13 protein-coding genes are annotated in these 15,503 nt (G+C 69.5%); 5 read left to right on the forward strand and 8 right to left on the reverse strand.

Annotation, left to right across the window (positions count from 1 at the left end; all coding sequences use genetic code 11):
- Positions 1-50 precede the first annotated feature (50 nt).
- Positions 51-455 (reverse strand): hypothetical protein, encoded by a 405-nt coding sequence (locus tag BM287_RS09070; RefSeq protein ID WP_090038513.1) that lies wholly within the window; start codon positions 453-455, stop codon positions 51-53.
- Positions 456-543: 88 nt separating this feature from the next.
- Positions 544-1,968, reverse strand: a complete 1,425-nt coding sequence (gene glnA / locus BM287_RS09075) for a type I glutamate--ammonia ligase (RefSeq protein ID WP_090038510.1) — start codon at positions 1,966-1,968, stop codon at positions 544-546.
- A gap of 187 nt (positions 1,969-2,155) precedes the next feature.
- On the opposite strand from glnA, the gene BM287_RS09080 reads away from it, so the two are divergent.
- Complete coding sequence (locus BM287_RS09080; protein WP_090038507.1) at positions 2,156-2,578, forward strand: RDD family protein; 423 nt, start codon at positions 2,156-2,158, stop codon at positions 2,576-2,578.
- Positions 2,579-2,686: 108 nt separating this feature from the next.
- On the opposite strand, the gene BM287_RS09085 is transcribed toward BM287_RS09080, so the two are convergent.
- From BM287_RS09085 to lipB, 3 genes are all read right to left on the reverse strand, one after another.
- On the reverse strand, positions 2,687-3,382 hold the full coding sequence (locus BM287_RS09085; RefSeq protein WP_090038505.1) for a DUF4191 domain-containing protein: 696 nt from the start codon (positions 3,380-3,382) through the stop codon (positions 2,687-2,689).
- 129 nt (positions 3,383-3,511) lie between these two features.
- A complete protein-coding gene (gene lipA, locus BM287_RS09090; protein ID WP_090038503.1) occupies positions 3,512-4,501 on the reverse strand; it encodes a lipoyl synthase in 990 nt (329 codons plus the stop codon).
- A complete protein-coding gene (gene lipB, locus BM287_RS09095; RefSeq protein WP_090038500.1) occupies positions 4,498-5,157 on the reverse strand; it encodes a lipoyl(octanoyl) transferase LipB in 660 nt (219 codons plus the stop codon). The genes lipA and lipB overlap by 4 nt, the downstream gene beginning before the upstream one ends.
- Before the next feature lie 118 nt (positions 5,158-5,275).
- On the opposite strand from lipB, the gene BM287_RS09100 reads away from it, so the two are divergent.
- Entirely contained in the window at positions 5,276-6,790 is a 1,515-nt protein-coding gene (locus tag BM287_RS09100; RefSeq protein ID WP_090107297.1) for a hypothetical protein, read from the forward strand.
- Between the two features lie 5 nt (positions 6,791-6,795).
- Here BM287_RS09100 and sucB read toward each other — a convergent pair whose 3' ends face one another.
- From sucB to BM287_RS09115, 3 genes are all read right to left on the reverse strand, one after another.
- A complete protein-coding gene (gene sucB / locus BM287_RS09105) occupies positions 6,796-8,355 on the reverse strand; it encodes a 2-oxoglutarate dehydrogenase, E2 component, dihydrolipoamide succinyltransferase (protein WP_090038494.1) in 1,560 nt (519 codons plus the stop codon).
- Positions 8,356-8,433: 78 nt separating this feature from the next.
- The gene (lpdA, locus tag BM287_RS09110) at positions 8,434-9,807 is read right to left on the reverse strand and encodes a dihydrolipoyl dehydrogenase (RefSeq protein ID WP_090038492.1); all 1,374 of its coding nucleotides are present in this window, start codon (positions 9,805-9,807) and stop codon (positions 8,434-8,436) included.
- Between the two features lie 104 nt (positions 9,808-9,911).
- A complete protein-coding gene (locus BM287_RS09115; RefSeq protein ID WP_090038489.1) occupies positions 9,912-11,414 on the reverse strand; it encodes a leucyl aminopeptidase in 1,503 nt (500 codons plus the stop codon).
- Between the two features lie 129 nt (positions 11,415-11,543).
- Between BM287_RS09115 and BM287_RS09120 the strand changes: the two genes are divergently transcribed.
- The 3 genes from BM287_RS09120 to BM287_RS09130 all read left to right on the forward strand — a co-directional run bounded on the left by BM287_RS09120 (position 11,544) and on the right by BM287_RS09130 (position 15,499).
- Positions 11,544-12,473 (forward strand): proteasome assembly chaperone family protein, encoded by a 930-nt coding sequence (locus BM287_RS09120; protein WP_090038488.1) that lies wholly within the window; start codon positions 11,544-11,546, stop codon positions 12,471-12,473.
- 71 nt (positions 12,474-12,544) lie between these two features.
- Complete coding sequence (locus BM287_RS09125; protein ID WP_090038487.1) at positions 12,545-13,876, forward strand: MFS transporter; 1,332 nt, start codon at positions 12,545-12,547, stop codon at positions 13,874-13,876.
- A 222-nt stretch (positions 13,877-14,098) separates the two neighbouring features.
- Positions 14,099-15,499: an RNA polymerase sigma factor gene (locus BM287_RS09130; protein WP_211772964.1), complete on the forward strand. Its 1,401-nt coding sequence runs from the start codon at positions 14,099-14,101 to the stop codon at positions 15,497-15,499.
- Positions 15,500-15,503 lie beyond the last annotated feature (4 nt).

Genomic DNA, 15,503 nt, shown 5'->3' on the forward strand with positions numbered 1-15,503 from the left:
GCCCTGTGGACAAAGCGGTCAGCCCGTCCAATCCGGAGGTGACGTCGACGTCAGTCGTGGCCCTCGATCGCCCGGCCTTCCGTCGGCGGACGGTGTCGCTGCTCACGGCGATCCAGCTCATCCTGGAGCGCGACGAAGAAGCGGTCGATCTCACCCAGTCGACGGGTGTACAGCAGCGCCTCGGCACCGCCGACCCGTCCGAGCGCGTCGAACTCTACGCGCGTGTGCGTCTCATCCACCCGGACGAACCGGAGTTGAGGCTTGAAGAGCGCGTAGCCGCCGAGGATCTGAGCGAACGGATCCCGGAGGCTCGTCCCTCGCAGCGCGTCGCGGACGAAGTCCTGCACCTCCTCGAACGCCACCGGCACGACCTCGCTCGGGATATGCCGCGGAACGACCGCTTTGCTCCCGGATCTCCGCAGCCTCCCGCGCTTCCGCGGATCGAGCTCGCTCACACCGGAAGCGTACGCCGGAGTTCTCGTGAATGCAGAAGGGCCTATCGGAAGACGATTCCGGTAGGCCCTGCTGCACTCGTGCGGGTTCTCAGACCCCGTAGTACAGCTCGTACTCGAAGGGGTGCGGACGCTGCGCGAGCGGCTTGATCTCCTTCTCGCGCTTGTACTCGATCCATGTCTCGATGAGCTCCTGGGTGAACACGCCGCCTGCGAGGAGGAAGTCGTGGTCGGCCTCGAGCGCGTCGAGGGCCTCGCCGAGCGACGCCGGCACCTGCGGGATGTTGCGCGCCTCCTCCGGCGGGAGCTCGTAGAGGTCCTTGTCGACGGGCTCGTGCGGCTCGATGCGGTTCTTGATGCCGTCGAGGCCCGCCATCAGCTGCGCGGCGAACGCGAGGTACGGGTTGCCGGAGGCGTCGGGCGCGCGGAACTCGATGCGCTTCGCCTTCGGGTTGGAGCCCGTGATCGGGATGCGGATCGACGCCGAGCGGTTACCGGCCGAGTAGACCAGGTTGACCGGGGCCTCGAAGCCGGGGACCAGGCGGTGGAACGAGTTCACCGTCGGGTTCGTGAAGGCGAGGACCGCGGGGGCGTGCTTCAGCAGGCCTCCGATGTACCAGCGGGCAACGTCCGACAGGCCGCCGTAGCCGGCCTCGTCGTAGAACAGCGGCTTGCCGTCGTTCCACAGCGACTGGTGGGTGTGCATGCCCGAGCCGTTGTCGCCGAAGAGCGGCTTCGGCATGAACGTGGCGGTCTTGCCCCACTCGTTCGCCGTGTTCTTGACGATGTACTTGAACTTGAGGATGTCGTCGGCCGCGTGCACCATCGTGTCGAAGCGGTAGTTGATCTCGGCCTGGCCGCCGGTGCCCACCTCGTGATGCGCGCGCTCGAGGATGAGTCCGGCGTCGATCAGCTTCAGCGAGATGTCGTCGCGCAGGTCGGCCTGCTTGTCGACGGGGCTCACGGGGAAGTAGCCGCCCTTGTACGGGGTCTTGTTGGCGAGGTTGCCGCCCTCTTCGGTGCGGCCGGAGTTCCAGGCGCCCTCTTCGGAGTCGACGGAGTAGAAGCTGGAGTTCTGCTTCACCTCGTAGCGGACGTCGTCGAAGATGTAGAACTCCGCCTCGGGGGCGAAGTACGCCGTGTCCGCGATGCCGGTCGAGGCGAGGTACTTCTCGGCCTTCTTAGCGACCTGGCGCGGGTCCTTCGAGTAGATCTCACCGTTGCGCGGGTTGTAGATGTCGAACACCATGATCAGCGTCCGCTCGGCCCGGAAGGGGTCGACGTAGGCCGTCGAGACGTCCGGGATGAGCTGCATGTCCGACTCGTGGATCGACGCGAAACCGCGGATCGACGAGCCATCGAACAGCTGCCCGACCGAGAAGAACTCCTCGTCCACGGTCGAGGCGGGGATGTTGAAGTGCTGCTGCACACCCGGAAGGTCGGTGAAGCGGATATCAAGGAACTTCACGTCGGTGTCCTTGATGAACTTGAGCACCTCAGACGAATCACGGAACATACGGACAACTCCCAATGGCTTTGCGGGTGACCGGACTGCGCCTGCAGCCCAGAACAACGTTAGGGGGAGGCCGTTTCCCGGCGGTGACGCAAATGTTTCCGGCATGTTACGCGTACCCGGGTCGGGCATGGATGTGACGCTCCCGCTGTGCTCAGGATACGCAGGTCCGCCTCGCTAGACTCAGGCCGTGCCGCAGAACCCGACCGACCGTCCCGGCGACATCGCCCCCAGCCGCTACCCGGGGGAGCGCCTCGGCCTCCCGGAGGCCGGCCCGCGTTCGGTGGGCCGGATCGGACGCCGCATCGGCGCGATCGTGGTCGACTGGGCGATCGCGTCGTTCCTGTCGTTCGCGTTCTTCCGTTACGACTCCTGGGCGACGATCCTGCTCTTCGCGCTGCTGCAGATCGTCTTCATCCCGACGATCGGCGGCAGTGTCGGACACCGCATCTTCGGGATGCGCGTGGTGGCGGTCCGCGGCGGCTGGGTCGGCCTCTGGCGCCCTGTCGTCCGCACGCTGCTGCTGTGCCTCGCCGTTCCCGCCCTGGTCTGGGACTCGGACCAGCGCGGATTCCACGACAAGGTCGCCGGAACCGTCCTCATCCGAACCTGACGCCGACGTACCCACCGCCGAGTACCCACCGCCGAGTACGCAAAGACTGCACGGAATTGATCGCATTCCGTGCAGTCTGTGCGTAGTCGATGGAGGGGCGCGGGAGCGTCAGCGCGAACGCTGCGCGCGGACCTTCATCGGGTCGATTCCCTTGGGGATGGGCATCTGGCTCTCGATGGACTGCAGCCGGTTGCTGATCGCCAGCACCTCGGCCTTGGTGAGAGTCGGCTTGATCTTCGACAGCCGCCGCGGGACCTTGTGCAGCGGCACCGAGTCCGCGTCCGGCCCGACGCTGATGATGGTGACCGGGACGTTGGGGAGGATGCGGTTGACCTTGCGGCGCTCTTCGTCGATCATCCGCTGAGTCCGGGTCTTCGGGCCTTCGCTGATGAGAACCACGCCGCCACGGCCCGTCGCACGGTAGACCGCGTCCTGGGTCTTGCCGTTCACGGCCACCGGCATTTCGGAGCCGCGCCAGCTGCGCTTCAGCGACGATCGCAGGACGGCGCCGACCGCACCCGGCTGTCCCTCGATCTGCGAGTAGGCGGCACGTTCGGCGCGGCGGCCGAGGATGATGAGCGCCAGAAGGAGGCCGGCGAGGACGCCGGCGAGGATCCACAGCACCATGGTGAAGACGTTGCCGCCGGAGAGGAGCACCGCCACCAGAACGCCGAGGACGATCGGCAAGGCAGCCCCGAAGGCGATGTAGAGCACCGCGCGGTCGTCGTACCGGCGGGTCATCTGGAACACCTGCCACATCTGCTTCAGACGGCCGGGCTCCTTGGTGGACTTGTCCTTTGCCATAGGTCCAAGGATACCGGCACTGCAGGGTTCCAGACGACTCAGTCGATGCTCGTCCACGCCTCGCCCGCCGCTCGTTCGTGACGGGTCCGCGACGGGCCCGCGCGGCGTGCTTCTGGAGGCGGCCGACCCTTAGGAGACCGCCTGCGCGAACCCGAGCGACGCGTCGGCCAGGTGACGCAGCTCGTCCGGCACCGGCCGTCCCTTCGCCTGCATCGACTGCGCCCACAGACGTCCCGCCCGGTACGACGAACGCACCAGCGGGCCGGCGAGGACGCCCAGGAAGCCGATCTCCTCCGCTTCCTCCTTGAGCTCGACGAATTCGTCCGGGTGAACCCAGCGCGCCACGGGAAGGTGGCGCGGGCTCGGCCGCAGGTACTGGGTGATCGTGATGATGTCCGTCCCGGCGTCGTGCAGGTCGCGCAGCGCTGTGCTGACCTCGTGACGCTCCTCGCCCATCCCGAGGATCAGATTGGACTTGGTGATCAGCCCGGCCGCGCGGCCCTGGGTGAGCACATCGAGCGAGCGCTCGTACCGGAAGGCCGGCCGGATGCGCTTGAAGATCCGGGGGACCGTCTCGACGTTGTGGGCGAAGACCTCGGGCTCGGCCGAGAACACCTCGGCCAGGTGCCGCGGGTTGCCCGAGAAGTCGGGCACCAGGATCTCGACGCCGGTGCCGGGCGACTGCCGGTGGATCTCCCGGATCGTCTCCGCATAGAGCCAGGAGCCTTCGTCCTCCAGGTCGTCCCGGGCGACCCCCGTGACGGTGGCGTATCGAAGGCCCATCCGCTCCACCGACTCGCCGACGCGGCGCGGCTCGTCGCGGTCGAACTCGGCCGGCTTCCCCGTGTCGATCTGGCAGAAGTCGCAGCGCCGCGTGCATTGCGAGCCGCCGATCAGGAACGTCGCCTCGCGATCCTCCCAGCATTCGTAGATGTTGGGGCAGCCGGCCTCCTGGCAGACGGTGTGGAGGTCCTCGGACTTCACCAGGCTCTGCAGCTGCCGGTACTCCGGCCCCATCTTCGCCTTGGTCTTGATCCACGCGGGCTTGCGCTCGATCGGCGTCTCGGCGTTGCGGATCTCCAGGCGCAGCATGCGGCGCCCTTCGGGTGCGGCGCTCATGCGACGGCCTCCGCTGCGGTGAACTCCAGATCGAAGGCCTCGATCACGAGGGGAGCCACGTCCTGGGGAGTCACCGTGCGGCCGAGGACGCGCGAGATCGTCGTGACCCCGGCGTCCCGGATGCCGCACGCCACGATGTGGTCGTAGGCGTCGAGGCTGTTCGAGCAGTTCAGCGCGAACCCGTGCATGGTCACGCCTTCGGCGACGCGGAGGCCGATGGCGGCGATCTTCTCGTCCTGCTCGGCTCCCGGGTTGTGCTCCGGCAGCATCCACACGCCGGACCGGCCTTCGACCTGCACTCCCGTCACGCCCACGCGGGCGAGCACATCGATCAGGACGCGCTCGAGCGAGCGGACGTAGCCGACGACGTCGATGGGTTCATGGAGGCGGACGATCGGGTACCCCACGAGCTGCCCCGGCCCGTGCCAGGTGATCTTGCCACCGCGGTCGGAGTCGACGACGGGCGTGCCGTCGGTCGGACGTTCGTCCGGGGAGGTCCGCTTGCCCGCGGTGTACACCGGCGGGTGCTCGAGGAGGATGACGGTATCGGGCGCCTGGCCTGCGACGACAGCGGCGTGCACGGCACGCTGCTGCTGAAGGGCCTCGAGATACGGCACGGAGTTGGCGCTTAGCCCCGTGACGTCATACGTGGTCACCGGGTCAGTCTATGCGCGCGACCCGGTCGCTGCTCACACCTCGGCCGACGGGCGAGTTCTCCACCGGTTTTCCCGTCCGGCCCGGTCGCGCACGCTGGTCCGATGTGATGGATGCGTGATGCCGTCTTGCCTGTCCTCCCGTCCCTCCACCGCCACCCCAGCGGAACTCCTGCGCGTCGCGCGGGTGCTCGCCGATTCCGAAGGGTGGGAGGCGAGTGCGACCGCCGGCGGTGCCCCGGAGGACCGGCCGGGCGAAGGGCGGATCGTCGTATCGGGAGGGGCGCTTCCCGGGCGGGGGGTGCTCCGGGTGCGGGAGGCGGACCCTGTGGTGTGGCCGCCACGGGATGTGCTCGCCCGGCGAGCGGCAGGGAGCGAGCATGTGATCGCCGTGCTGTCCGAGGTCGGCACCCGGAGGATCCGCGGGCGCGAGGTGGATGCGGTGGTCCTCGCTCATGCGGATGGGGGAGACCTGGCTCAGCTCCTCCAGCGACGCAGAGGCCTTCGCGGAGGGGAGGCCGCGACGATCCTCCTCGGGGTGGCCGCAGGACTGGCCGCATTGCATACGGGCGGCTGGGCGAGTCCCGAGCTGTCGCCGTCCGGCATCGTCTTCGGCGGCGACGGCTGTCCGGCCCTCGACCTTCTCGACGGCGTGGTGAGGTCTGAACCGGCCGCTGTGGTCGCCGATGCGGATGCGTTCTATGCGCTCGCCAGGATGCTCTCGCTGCGTGTGGTGGACGGTACCGGGATGGTGCTGCTGTCAGCCGTCGAGAAGGGCTTGCGCGTGGGTCGCTGGGAGGCGGTCGAAGCGTCCGTGCTTTCGGCCATCGCCCCTGAGCCGGTCGGTCTTGCGGGGGACCGCGCCGGCCTCGGAGGCGTCACGGCCCCGCGGACACGGGAAGCACCGGGTCGCCGGAGGCGGAGCCGGAGCGCGAAACCCGTCGGCAGGCCGGCATCGGCCATCGGGGTGGTCATGGACTTCCTGGACGATCAGCCGATCCGGGAATCGGCGCGACGCGTCGGTGCCTGGGTCCGGCGCCGGCCGATGGTCGTCGTGGCGGGCGCGGTTCCGATCGCGCTGGCGCTCGCCGCTGCGGTCCTGCTGCCCGGGTCGCCCTCCGCGGGAGCGCCCGCTGCGGGTGTTACGCCCGCGAATTCGCCTGGAGTGTCGGCGCATCCGAGCGAGGGCGGCGCGCCCACGGTGAGGCCCACGGTGAGGCCCACCCGCGAGAGCGGGCCGGCCTCATCGGCCCAGCCGACCGGAACTGCTGCTGGTGCTGCCGGGACCGCGCCGGCTCCGGCCGTGGGCGGCGACGATCCCGTGGATGCCGCGCGCGACGCCCTCCGGTCGCGCCACGACTGCTTCGTGGCCCGGCCGGCGACGAGCTCCTGCCTGGCGGACATCCTGGACGGCGCATCGGCGTTCGCCGAGCAGGAGGCTGCTGCGCTCGGTTCGCCGGGAGCGGACGGCGCCCGGGACTACACCGGCGCCCGGTTCTCCCTGCTGGAGCGGTGGGGCGCCGCCGCGCTGGTGAATGTCGTCCCGGATGCGGCGCGGACGCCGGAAAGCGAACCGGCCTCGCTCTTACTGGTGAAGAGCGAGGCCGGATGGCGCTTGCGGGCGGTGTTCCCGTGACGGGGTCAGAGACCGAGGTTGCCCTCGAAGTTCCCGCCCTCGAGGCGGTTCTTCACCGCGACGAGGAACCGGGCCGCGTCGGCGCCGTCCACGATGCGGTGGTCGTAGGACAGGGCCAGGTACACCGTCGACCGGATCGCGATGGAGTCGGTCCCGTCGGCCGATACCACGACCGGCTTCTTCGACACGATGCCGGTGCCGAGGATCGCGACCTGCGGGAGGAAGACGAGCGGAGTGTCGAACAGGGCGCCGCGCGAACCGGTGTTGGTCACCGTGAAGGTACCGCCCGCGAGCTCGTCCGGCTTGAGCCGGTTGTCGCGGGTGCGCTCGGCCAGGTCGGCGATCTCCTTCGCGAGGCTGGCGAGGTCGAGATCCGAGGCGTTCCGCACCACCGGGGTGAGCAGGCCGCGCTCGGTGTCCACGGCGATCGAGATGTTCTCGTGGTCCGGGTACACGATGCTGTCGCCGTCCACCGTCGCGTTGACGACGGGGTAGCTCTTCAGCGCCTCGGCAGCGGCCAGGGTAAAGAACGGCAGGAAGGAGAGCTTGACGCCGGTCTTGGCGAGGAAGTCGCCCTTCACGCGGTCGCGCAGCGCAGCGACCTTCGTGACATCGACCTCGACCACGCTGGTGAGCTGCGCGGTCGACTGCATCGACACGACGGCGCGTTCGGCCACGACCTTGCGCAGGCGGGACATCGGCTGCGTGGTACCGCGGAGCGGCGAGACGGGTGCGACAGGAGCAGCGGCGGGGGCGCCGGCCGCTTCCGGGGCGGGCGCGGCAGCCGAGAGGATGTCCTCCTTGCGGATGCGTCCGCCGACACCGGTTCCCGTCACGGTCGAGAGATCGACGCCCTGCTCGTTCGCCAGCTTGCGGACGATCGGGGTCACATAGCCGGCGTTGCCGGCGTGCGCGCCGCCCGAGGGGGCGGCAGCGGCCTGGGCCGGAGCCGGAGCCGGTGGAGCGGCCGGGGCGGGTGCGGTCTGGGAAGGAGCCGGTGCGGCAGCCGCAGGTGCGGCCGGAGCCTGCTGAGCGGGCGCGGCAGGGGCCGGAGTCGTCTCGGCCGTCTCGGCCGGGGCGGCCGGGGCGGCCTGTGCGGGAGCCGGAGCCTCCTGAACAGGGGCAGGGGCGGCCTGTGCGGCGGGCGCCTCCTGCTGGGCCGGAGCGGCCTGCGCGGGCGCCTGCTGCGCGGGAGCAGCCTGCGCGGGCGCAGCCTCGGCGGGTGCAGCCTGCTGCGCGGGCGCAGCCTCGGCCGGTGCGGCTGGTGCGGCCTCTGCCGGAGCGGCCTCGGCCGCGGGCGCGGCCGGCGCCCCGGCGCCTGCGCCGGAGCCGTCACCGATCGTCACGAGCGCGGTCCCCACCTCGACGGTCTCGTCCTCCTGCACCAGGATCGCCTCGATGACGCCGGCGACCGGCGACGGGATCTCGGTGTCGACCTTGTCGGTCGAGACTTCGAGCAGGGGCTCGTCCACCTCGACACGGTCGCCAACGTTCTTCAGCCAGCGTGTGACCGTGCCTTCCGTGACGCTCTCGCCGAGCGCCGGGAGGCTGACGGATTCGCTCATGAGCTTCTCTCCTTCAAACCTGATCGTTCAGTAGCTTATTGCAGCCGGGTCCGCACGGCGCGGACCCGGCTGATGGTCCTAGAGGGTGTGCAGCGGCTTCCCCGCGAGGTACAGGAAGGCCTCGCCGAGCGACTCGTTCTGCGTCGGGTGCGCGTGGATGAGCGGCGCGATGTCCTCCGGGTACGCCTCCCAGTTCACGACCAGCTGCGCCTCGCCGATGAGCTCGCCGACGCGGGCGCCGATCATGTGCACGCCGACCACGGGGCCGTCGTTCACCCGCACGACCTTCACCGAGCCGTTGGTGCCGATGATCTCGCTGCGGGCGTTGCCGGCGAGGCTGTAGTCGTAGCTGGTGACGCTGTCAGCACCATACTTCTCGGCGGCCTTCGCCTCGGTCAGGCCGATGGAGGCGACCTCCGGGTCGCAGTACGTGACCTTCGGGATGTTGACGTCGGGGATCACGATCGGGTTGAGGCCGGCGATCTCCTCGGCGACGAAGATGCCCTGCTGGAACCCGCGGTGCGCGAGCTGGAGGCCGGGGACGATGTCGCCGACGGCGTAGACGCCGGGGATGTTCGTGGCGAGGCGCTCGTCGGTGATGACGAAGCCGCGGTCCATGGTGACCCCGACCTCGTCGAAGCCGAGACCGGCGGTCAGCGGGCCACGGCCGACGGCGACGAGCAGCAGATCGGCCTCGACGGTGTCGCCGTTCTCGAGGGTGACGACCACGCCGTTCTCGTTCTGGGTGACTCCCTGGAAACGGATGCCCAGGCGGTAGTCGATGCCGCGACGGCGGAACGCGCGCTCCAGCGACTTGCTGATCGACTCGTCCTCGTTCGGGACCAGGTGGGGCAGCGCCTCGATGATGGTGACGTCCGCGCCGAACGACTTCCAGACGCTGGCGAACTCCACGCCGATCACGCCGCCGCCGAGGACGGCGACCTTGTTCGGCACGAAGTCGAGCTCGAGGGCCTGCTCGCTGGTGATCACGCGACCGCCGAGCTCGAGACCCGGGAGCGAGCGCGAGTAGGAACCCGTGGCGAGGATGATGTTCTTGCCCACGATGGTGTTCTCACCGACCTGGACGGTGGTGGGGGAGGTGAGACGGCCTTCGCCCTCGATCACCGTGATGCCGCGGGACTTGACCAGGCCCTGCAGGCCCTTGTACTTCTTGGCGACGATCCCCTGGCGGTACTCGGTCACGCCGTTGATGTCGACGCCCTGGAGCTGGGTCACGATGCCGTACTTCGACGACTCGCGCGAATAGTCCGCGACCTCGGCCGCGTGCAGCAGCGCCTTGGTGGGGACACACCCTCGGTGGAGGCAGGTGCCACCGACCTTGTCCTTCTCGATCATGCCGACGGTGAAACCGAGCTCGGCCGCACGCAGCGCCGCTGCGTAGCCTCCACTCCCACCGCCGAGCACCACAATGTCAAAGTTCTGCTCAGACACCCAGCTACTCCCTCGCGCATCAGATCATGTGACACGATTGGCCGCCCAGAGGGTGGCTCCGGGAGACGTGTTGATGGGCGGGATTTCCCGCCCATACGACCCTACTACTTCCCGGAAATGGTCTCGGCCAGACGGACGAGCGCGCGTACGCTGACCGCGGACGGGCCCTTCCCGGTGAAGCCGTACGGCGCCGGCGGGCTCTTCGCCGGCCCGGCGATGTCGAGGTGCGCCCAGGGGATGCGCGGCGCGTCGTCCTCCTCGCCTGTCCGCCCGACGAACTCCTGCAGGAACACCCCGGCGAGCAGGGCCCCGCCGGCCGTGTTCCCCGGGTTGGCGTTGGCGATGTCGGCGACATCCGAGTTGATGCTGGCGCGCAGCTCGCCCGGGAGCGGCAAGGGCCACAGCAGTTCGCCGGACTCCTTCCCTGCGGCCAGCACGTCGTCCACGAGCTCCTCCGAGCCCATCACGGCGGCGTACCGGGTGCCGAGCGCGACCATCGCGGCGCCGGTCAGGGTGGCCACATCCACGATCGCATCCGGCTGCTCCTCGCTGGCGGCGACCAGGCCGTCGGCGAGCACCAGCCGTCCCTCCGCATCCGTGTTGAGCACCTCGACCGTGCGGCCGCCGCGGATCCGCAGCACGTCGTTGGGGCGGATCGCCGATCCGGAGGGCATGTTCTCGGCCAGGCAGAGCCACGCGGTGACGCGCACCGGCAGCGCCAGCCGAGCGACGGCCTGCACCACGCCGAGCACCGTGGCGGCCCCGGTCATGTCGTACTTCATCCCGACCATCCCACCCGCCGGCTTGAGCGAGAGTCCGCCGGAGTCGAAGGTGATGCCCTTGCCGACCAAGGCCAGGTGCCGGGTTGCGCCGTCGGGGGAGTAGGACACCTTCACCAGGCGCGGCGGGCGGGTGGAGCCCTGGCCGACGCCGAGGATGCCGCCGAAGCCGTCCGCAGCCAGCTGCTCCTCGTCCCAGACGGTGACCGTGAGGGGGAGGCCGGCGGCGACCTCGCGGGCACGCTCCGCGAACGTCTCGGGATACAGGTCCAGCGGCGGAGTGTTCACCAGGTCCTTGACCAGCGCCGCAGCCTCGGCCACGGCCAGGGCCCGGGACACCAGCGCGTCCCCCTCGGCCGCCGGGGCGGAGCCGAGCACCTCGATGGTTGCGACGGGCTCCTTGATTCCCGCCCGGCTCTTCTCGCGGTACTCGGTGAAGGCGTACGCGCCGAGCGCCGCGCCCTCGAGCACCGCGCCGAGCTCGCCGTCCCGCTCGGCCGGAAGATCGATGGCCACCGCCGGGGTTCCGGCCAGCTGGCGGACAGCGCTGCCCGCGGCGTAGCGCAGGGCGTCCGCGCCGCCCTCCGGCAGTCCCACAACGGCGACCGACGGACCGCCGCTGCGCCCGGGCAGCCGCACCACCTCATCCTTGCCGCCGCCGAACCCGACAGCGCGCAGCTGCTGCGCCAGCTCCTCCCGCCGGGCGCCCGACAGGACCGTGACGGTGTCGCGCGCGACACGCGCCGCGACCACGATCACCTCGACGGGGTTGGCCGGGGAGGTCTCGGGGGAAGAGGCGTCGGTCAAGGTCAGCGCGGGAACGGTCATGCCACGACCCTAACGCGCAGTGGATGGGCTGCTCCGGCCAGGCGGAGCGCCCTGCGTGTTCGCTGTGGGCGTTCCGGGCGGGCGGCCTCATCCCTCATCGCGTGCCGGGGTCCGCTCTAGAGTTGACATATGCGTGATCCCGGCGAACTCTTCGAGCTCAACCCGGCATTGGAGGTGCCGGAAGGGCTGCCGCTGGTCGCCGGCCTCACCGGCTTCGCCGATGCGGGTTCCGGAGTGAGCCAGCTGGGCACCTACCTCCTGGGCACCCTCGACAGCGAGGTGGTCGCCACCTTCGATGCGGACATCCTGCTCGACTACCGCGCGCGCCGCCCGATCATCTACTTCGACCAGGATCACCTGACCGACTACCAGCCCGCGACGCTCAAGCTGTACCTGGCGTACGACGAGCTGCGCCAGCCGTTCCTGCTGCTCTCCGGCTTCGAGCCGGACTTCCGCTGGGAGGCGTTCACGGACGCGGTTCTCGGCCTCATCGAGCGGTTCAAGGTGAAGACGATCACGTGGGTGCACTCCATCCCGATGCCCGTCCCGCACACGCGCCCGATCGGTGTGACGGTGAGCGGCAACCGCACCGAGCTCATCGACTCCATGTCGATCTGGAAGCCGCACACCCAGGTACCGGCGAACGCCCTCCACCTGCTCGAGTACCGCCTCCAGAAGCTGTCCTATCCCATCGCGGGCTTCATCCTGCTCATCCCGCACTACCTCGCGGACACCGAGTACCCCGCCGCGGCCGTCGCGGCCCTCGACTCGATCAGCGCCGCGACCGGCCTGATCTTCCCGACCGACCGGCTGCGCCAGGAGGACAGGGACTTCGTCGCCAACATCGACGAGCAGGTCGCGGGCAACCCGGAGCTCGGGCGCCTGGTCGGCACCTTGGAGGAGCGGCACGACTCCTATATGGAGGACACGCAGCTGCGTTCCCCGCTGACCGACAGCGACGGGGAGCTTCCCAGCGCGGACGAGATCGCCGCGGAGCTCGAGAACTTCCTGGCGTTCCGTCGCCACGGCGACGAGGAGAACGGGCGCGGCGAGCGCTGAGCGCACGCCGTCCCATCCGTCACCGCCCCGGCGTTCCGGAGCGCGTCCGCTGCCGGGCGTAGGATCGTCCGGTGAATTCGCGTCGTTCCTGGGTCGTCTATGGGATCGGCGTCTTCGCCTACCTGATCGCGGTCATGCAGCGCACCACGATCGGTGTCGCGGGCGTCGCCGCGACCGACCGGTTCCACGTCTCCGCCTCCGTCCTGTCGGCGCTCGCCGTGGTGCAGCTGATCGTCTACGCCGGCATGCAGGTGCCCGTCGGCGTGCTGATCGACCGCATCGGCTCACGGGTCCTCATGCTGGTCGGCACGTCGCTGATGGTCGTCGGGCAGGTCGCCGTCGCCCTGGCCCCGAGCATCGCGGTCGCGATCATCGGGCGCATCCTCGTCGGCGCCGGGGATGCCACGGTGTTCACCTCTCTGATGAGGCTGACCAATTCCTGGTTCCGCGGAAGGCTGGTGCCCCAGCTCTCCCAGTGGATCGGGAACGTCGGCCAGCTCGGGCAGGTCCTGTCGGCCATCCCCTTCGCCCTGCTGCTCCATCTCTCGGGCTGGAGCGTCGCCTTCCTGTCGGCCGCGTCGCTCTCCGTGGTCGCCGCGATCGCGATCGCGGCGGCTGTGACGGATCGTCCCGCGGGTGCGAGCGAGGGGCCGCGGCCCGCGACCTGGCCGGACTCCATCCGGCAGCTGCGCGTCAGCATGTCGCGGCCCGGCACGCAGCTCGGATTCTGGTCGCACTTCGTGACCCAGTCCTCCGGAACGGTCTTCAGCCTGATGTGGGGCATCCCGTTCCTGGTGTTCGCGATCGGCATCCCGCAAGCGACGGCGTCGGCGCTGCTCACCGTGCTGGTCGGCGCCGGACTGATCTCCGGTCCGATCCTCGGGATCCTGACCGCGCGATTCCCGACCCGCCGCAGCAATCTGGTGCTCGGCGTCGTCGCGCTCATGGCGGCGGCCTGGACGCTCGTGCTGCTCTGGCCGGGGACGCCGCCGCTGTGGACGGTGATCGTCCTCATCGTGGCGATCGGCATCGGCGGGCCCGGGTCCCTGATCGGCTTCGACTTCGCGCGCAGCTTCAACCCGCTGCACAGCCTCGGCTCCGCCAACGGGGTCGTGAACGTCGGCGGCTTCCTCGCCAGCTTCGTGATGATGTTCCTCATCGGGGTGTCTCTGGATGCACAGGCCCACGGCGCGGGCGGCGACGCGCAGCTCTACCAGCTCGACCACTTCCGCTGGGCGTTCGCCATCCAGTACGTCATCGTGGGCGCCGGTGTCGTCTTCCTCGTCCGCGCCCGCCGTCGCACACGTCGGCAGGTGCTGCAGGAAGAGGGAATAGAAGTAGCCCCTCTCTGGGTTGCACTCGTCGGAGCGTGGAGGAGACGCGGCGGACGCGAGGCGCTGTAGCGGGTGCTGACGGACCGGTCGCGCGAACTGGTCGGGGGCGCACGTGGAACGTGCAATAATTGACGTCTGGACCCGTTCATGTCCCGGGGCCGGAGCATTCGACGATGCCCGGTGCCTCTACCCCGGACTTGACATGGGTCTTAGTAGTGTCCGCACGCAAACCCTGAGCCAGGCTCGGCCATCAGGATCTCGGCCCCTCCGCTTGGTATGAAAGGTGTTCACATGGCAACCCGTGCAGCAACGAAGGCCCGCGACGCGGAGGTCGAGGTCGATGAGACCGTGACCGTCGCGGCGGACAGCGAGACGACGAAGCCCGCAGCCAAGAAGGCGGGCGCGAAGGCCGCCCCCAAGAAGGCGGCGGCGAAGACCACGACGGCTGCGAAGAAGCAGACCGCAGCGGCGAAGGACAAGGCAGGCGCGTCGGGCGACGACGAGGAGCTCGACGACGACGCCGAAATCGAGATCGACGAGGATGCGGTGGTCGTCGACGATGACGCCGTAGCAACCGACGACACCGACACCGACACCGACACCGAGGCCGAGGCCGCGCCGGTCGACCCGGAAGCGGACGACGCCGACGACACCGACGCGGAGGACGGCAAGGCCGTCGTCGGCGGTACGCCGATCGCGATCCCCCTGCCCACCGATGCCCTCGTGCTGCGCGCCGTGGACGAGGACGACGACATCCCCGTCTACTCGTCGACGATCACCGGCGCCACCGCGGACCCGGTCAAGGACTATCTGAAGCAGATCGGCAAGGTCCCCCTGCTGAACGCGGCAGAGGAGGTCGAGCTCGCGATGCGCATCGAGGCCGGGCTGTTCGCCGAGGACAAGCTGGCCAACACCCCGAACCTGACCAAGGAGCTGGAGCGCGAGCTGCGGTGGGTCGCCCGCGACGGCCAGCGCGCCAAGAGCCACCTGCTGGGCGCCAACCTGCGTCTCGTGGTCAGCCTGGCCAAGCGCTACACCGGCCGCGGCATGCAGTTCCTCGACCTCATCCAGGAGGGCAACCTGGGCCTCATCCGTGCCGTCGAGAAGTTCGACTACACGAAGGGCTTCAAGTTCTCCACCTACGCCACCTGGTGGATCCGTCAGGCGATCACCCGCGCGATGGCCGACCAGGCGCGCACGATCCGCATCCCGGTCCACATGGTGGAGGTCATCAACAAGCTGGCGCGCGTGCAGCGCCAGATGCTGCAGGACCTCGGCCGCGAGCCCACTCCGGAAGAGCTCTCCAAGGAGCTCGACATGACCCCGGAGAAGGTCATCGAGGTGCAGAAGTACGGTCGCGAGCCCATCTCGCTCCACACTCCTCTCGGCGAGGACGGGGACAGCGAGTTCGGCGACCTGATCGAGGACACCGAGGCGGTCGTCCCGGCGGATGCGGTCGGCTTCACCATGCTGCAGAAGCAGCTGGAGAGCCTGCTCGACTCCCTGTCCGAGCGCGAGGCGGGCGTGATCCGCATGCGCTTCGGCCTGGGCGACGGGATGCCCAAGACCCTCGACCAGATCGGTGACACTTTCGGCGTGACGCGCGAGCGCATCCGCCAGATCGAGTCGAAGACGATGGCGAAGCTGCGCCACCCGTCCCGCTCGCAGTCGCTGCGCGACTACCTCGAGTAAACCG

Origin of the sequence: Leifsonia sp. CL147 (assembly GCF_900114565.1) — a bacterium.
In the GTDB taxonomy this organism is placed as follows: domain Bacteria; phylum Actinomycetota; class Actinomycetes; order Actinomycetales; family Microbacteriaceae; genus Leifsonia.

What these genes read in the sequence shown, in the direction of transcription:
- glnA (WP_090038510.1), bottom strand. Translation starts at nt 1,968, where the DNA reads ATGTTCCGTGATTCGTCTGAGGTGCTCAAGTTCATCAAGGACACCGAC.
- BM287_RS09085 (WP_090038505.1), bottom strand. Translation starts at nt 3,382, where the DNA reads ATGGCAAAGGACAAGTCCACCAAGGAGCCCGGCCGTCTGAAGCAGATG.
- BM287_RS09130 (WP_211772964.1), top strand. Translation starts at nt 14,099, where the DNA reads ATGGCAACCCGTGCAGCAACGAAGGCCCGCGACGCGGAGGTCGAGGTC.
- BM287_RS09120 (WP_090038488.1), top strand. Translation starts at nt 11,544, where the DNA reads ATGCGTGATCCCGGCGAACTCTTCGAGCTCAACCCGGCATTGGAGGTG.
- sucB (WP_090038494.1), bottom strand. Translation starts at nt 8,355, where the DNA reads ATGAGCGAATCCGTCAGCCTCCCGGCGCTCGGCGAGAGCGTCACGGAA.
- BM287_RS09100 (WP_090107297.1), top strand. Translation starts at nt 5,276, where the DNA reads ATGCCGTCTTGCCTGTCCTCCCGTCCCTCCACCGCCACCCCAGCGGAA.
- lipA (WP_090038503.1), bottom strand. Translation starts at nt 4,501, where the DNA reads ATGAGCGCCGCACCCGAAGGGCGCCGCATGCTGCGCCTGGAGATCCGC.
- BM287_RS09115 (WP_090038489.1), bottom strand. Translation starts at nt 11,414, where the DNA reads ATGACCGTTCCCGCGCTGACCTTGACCGACGCCTCTTCCCCCGAGACC.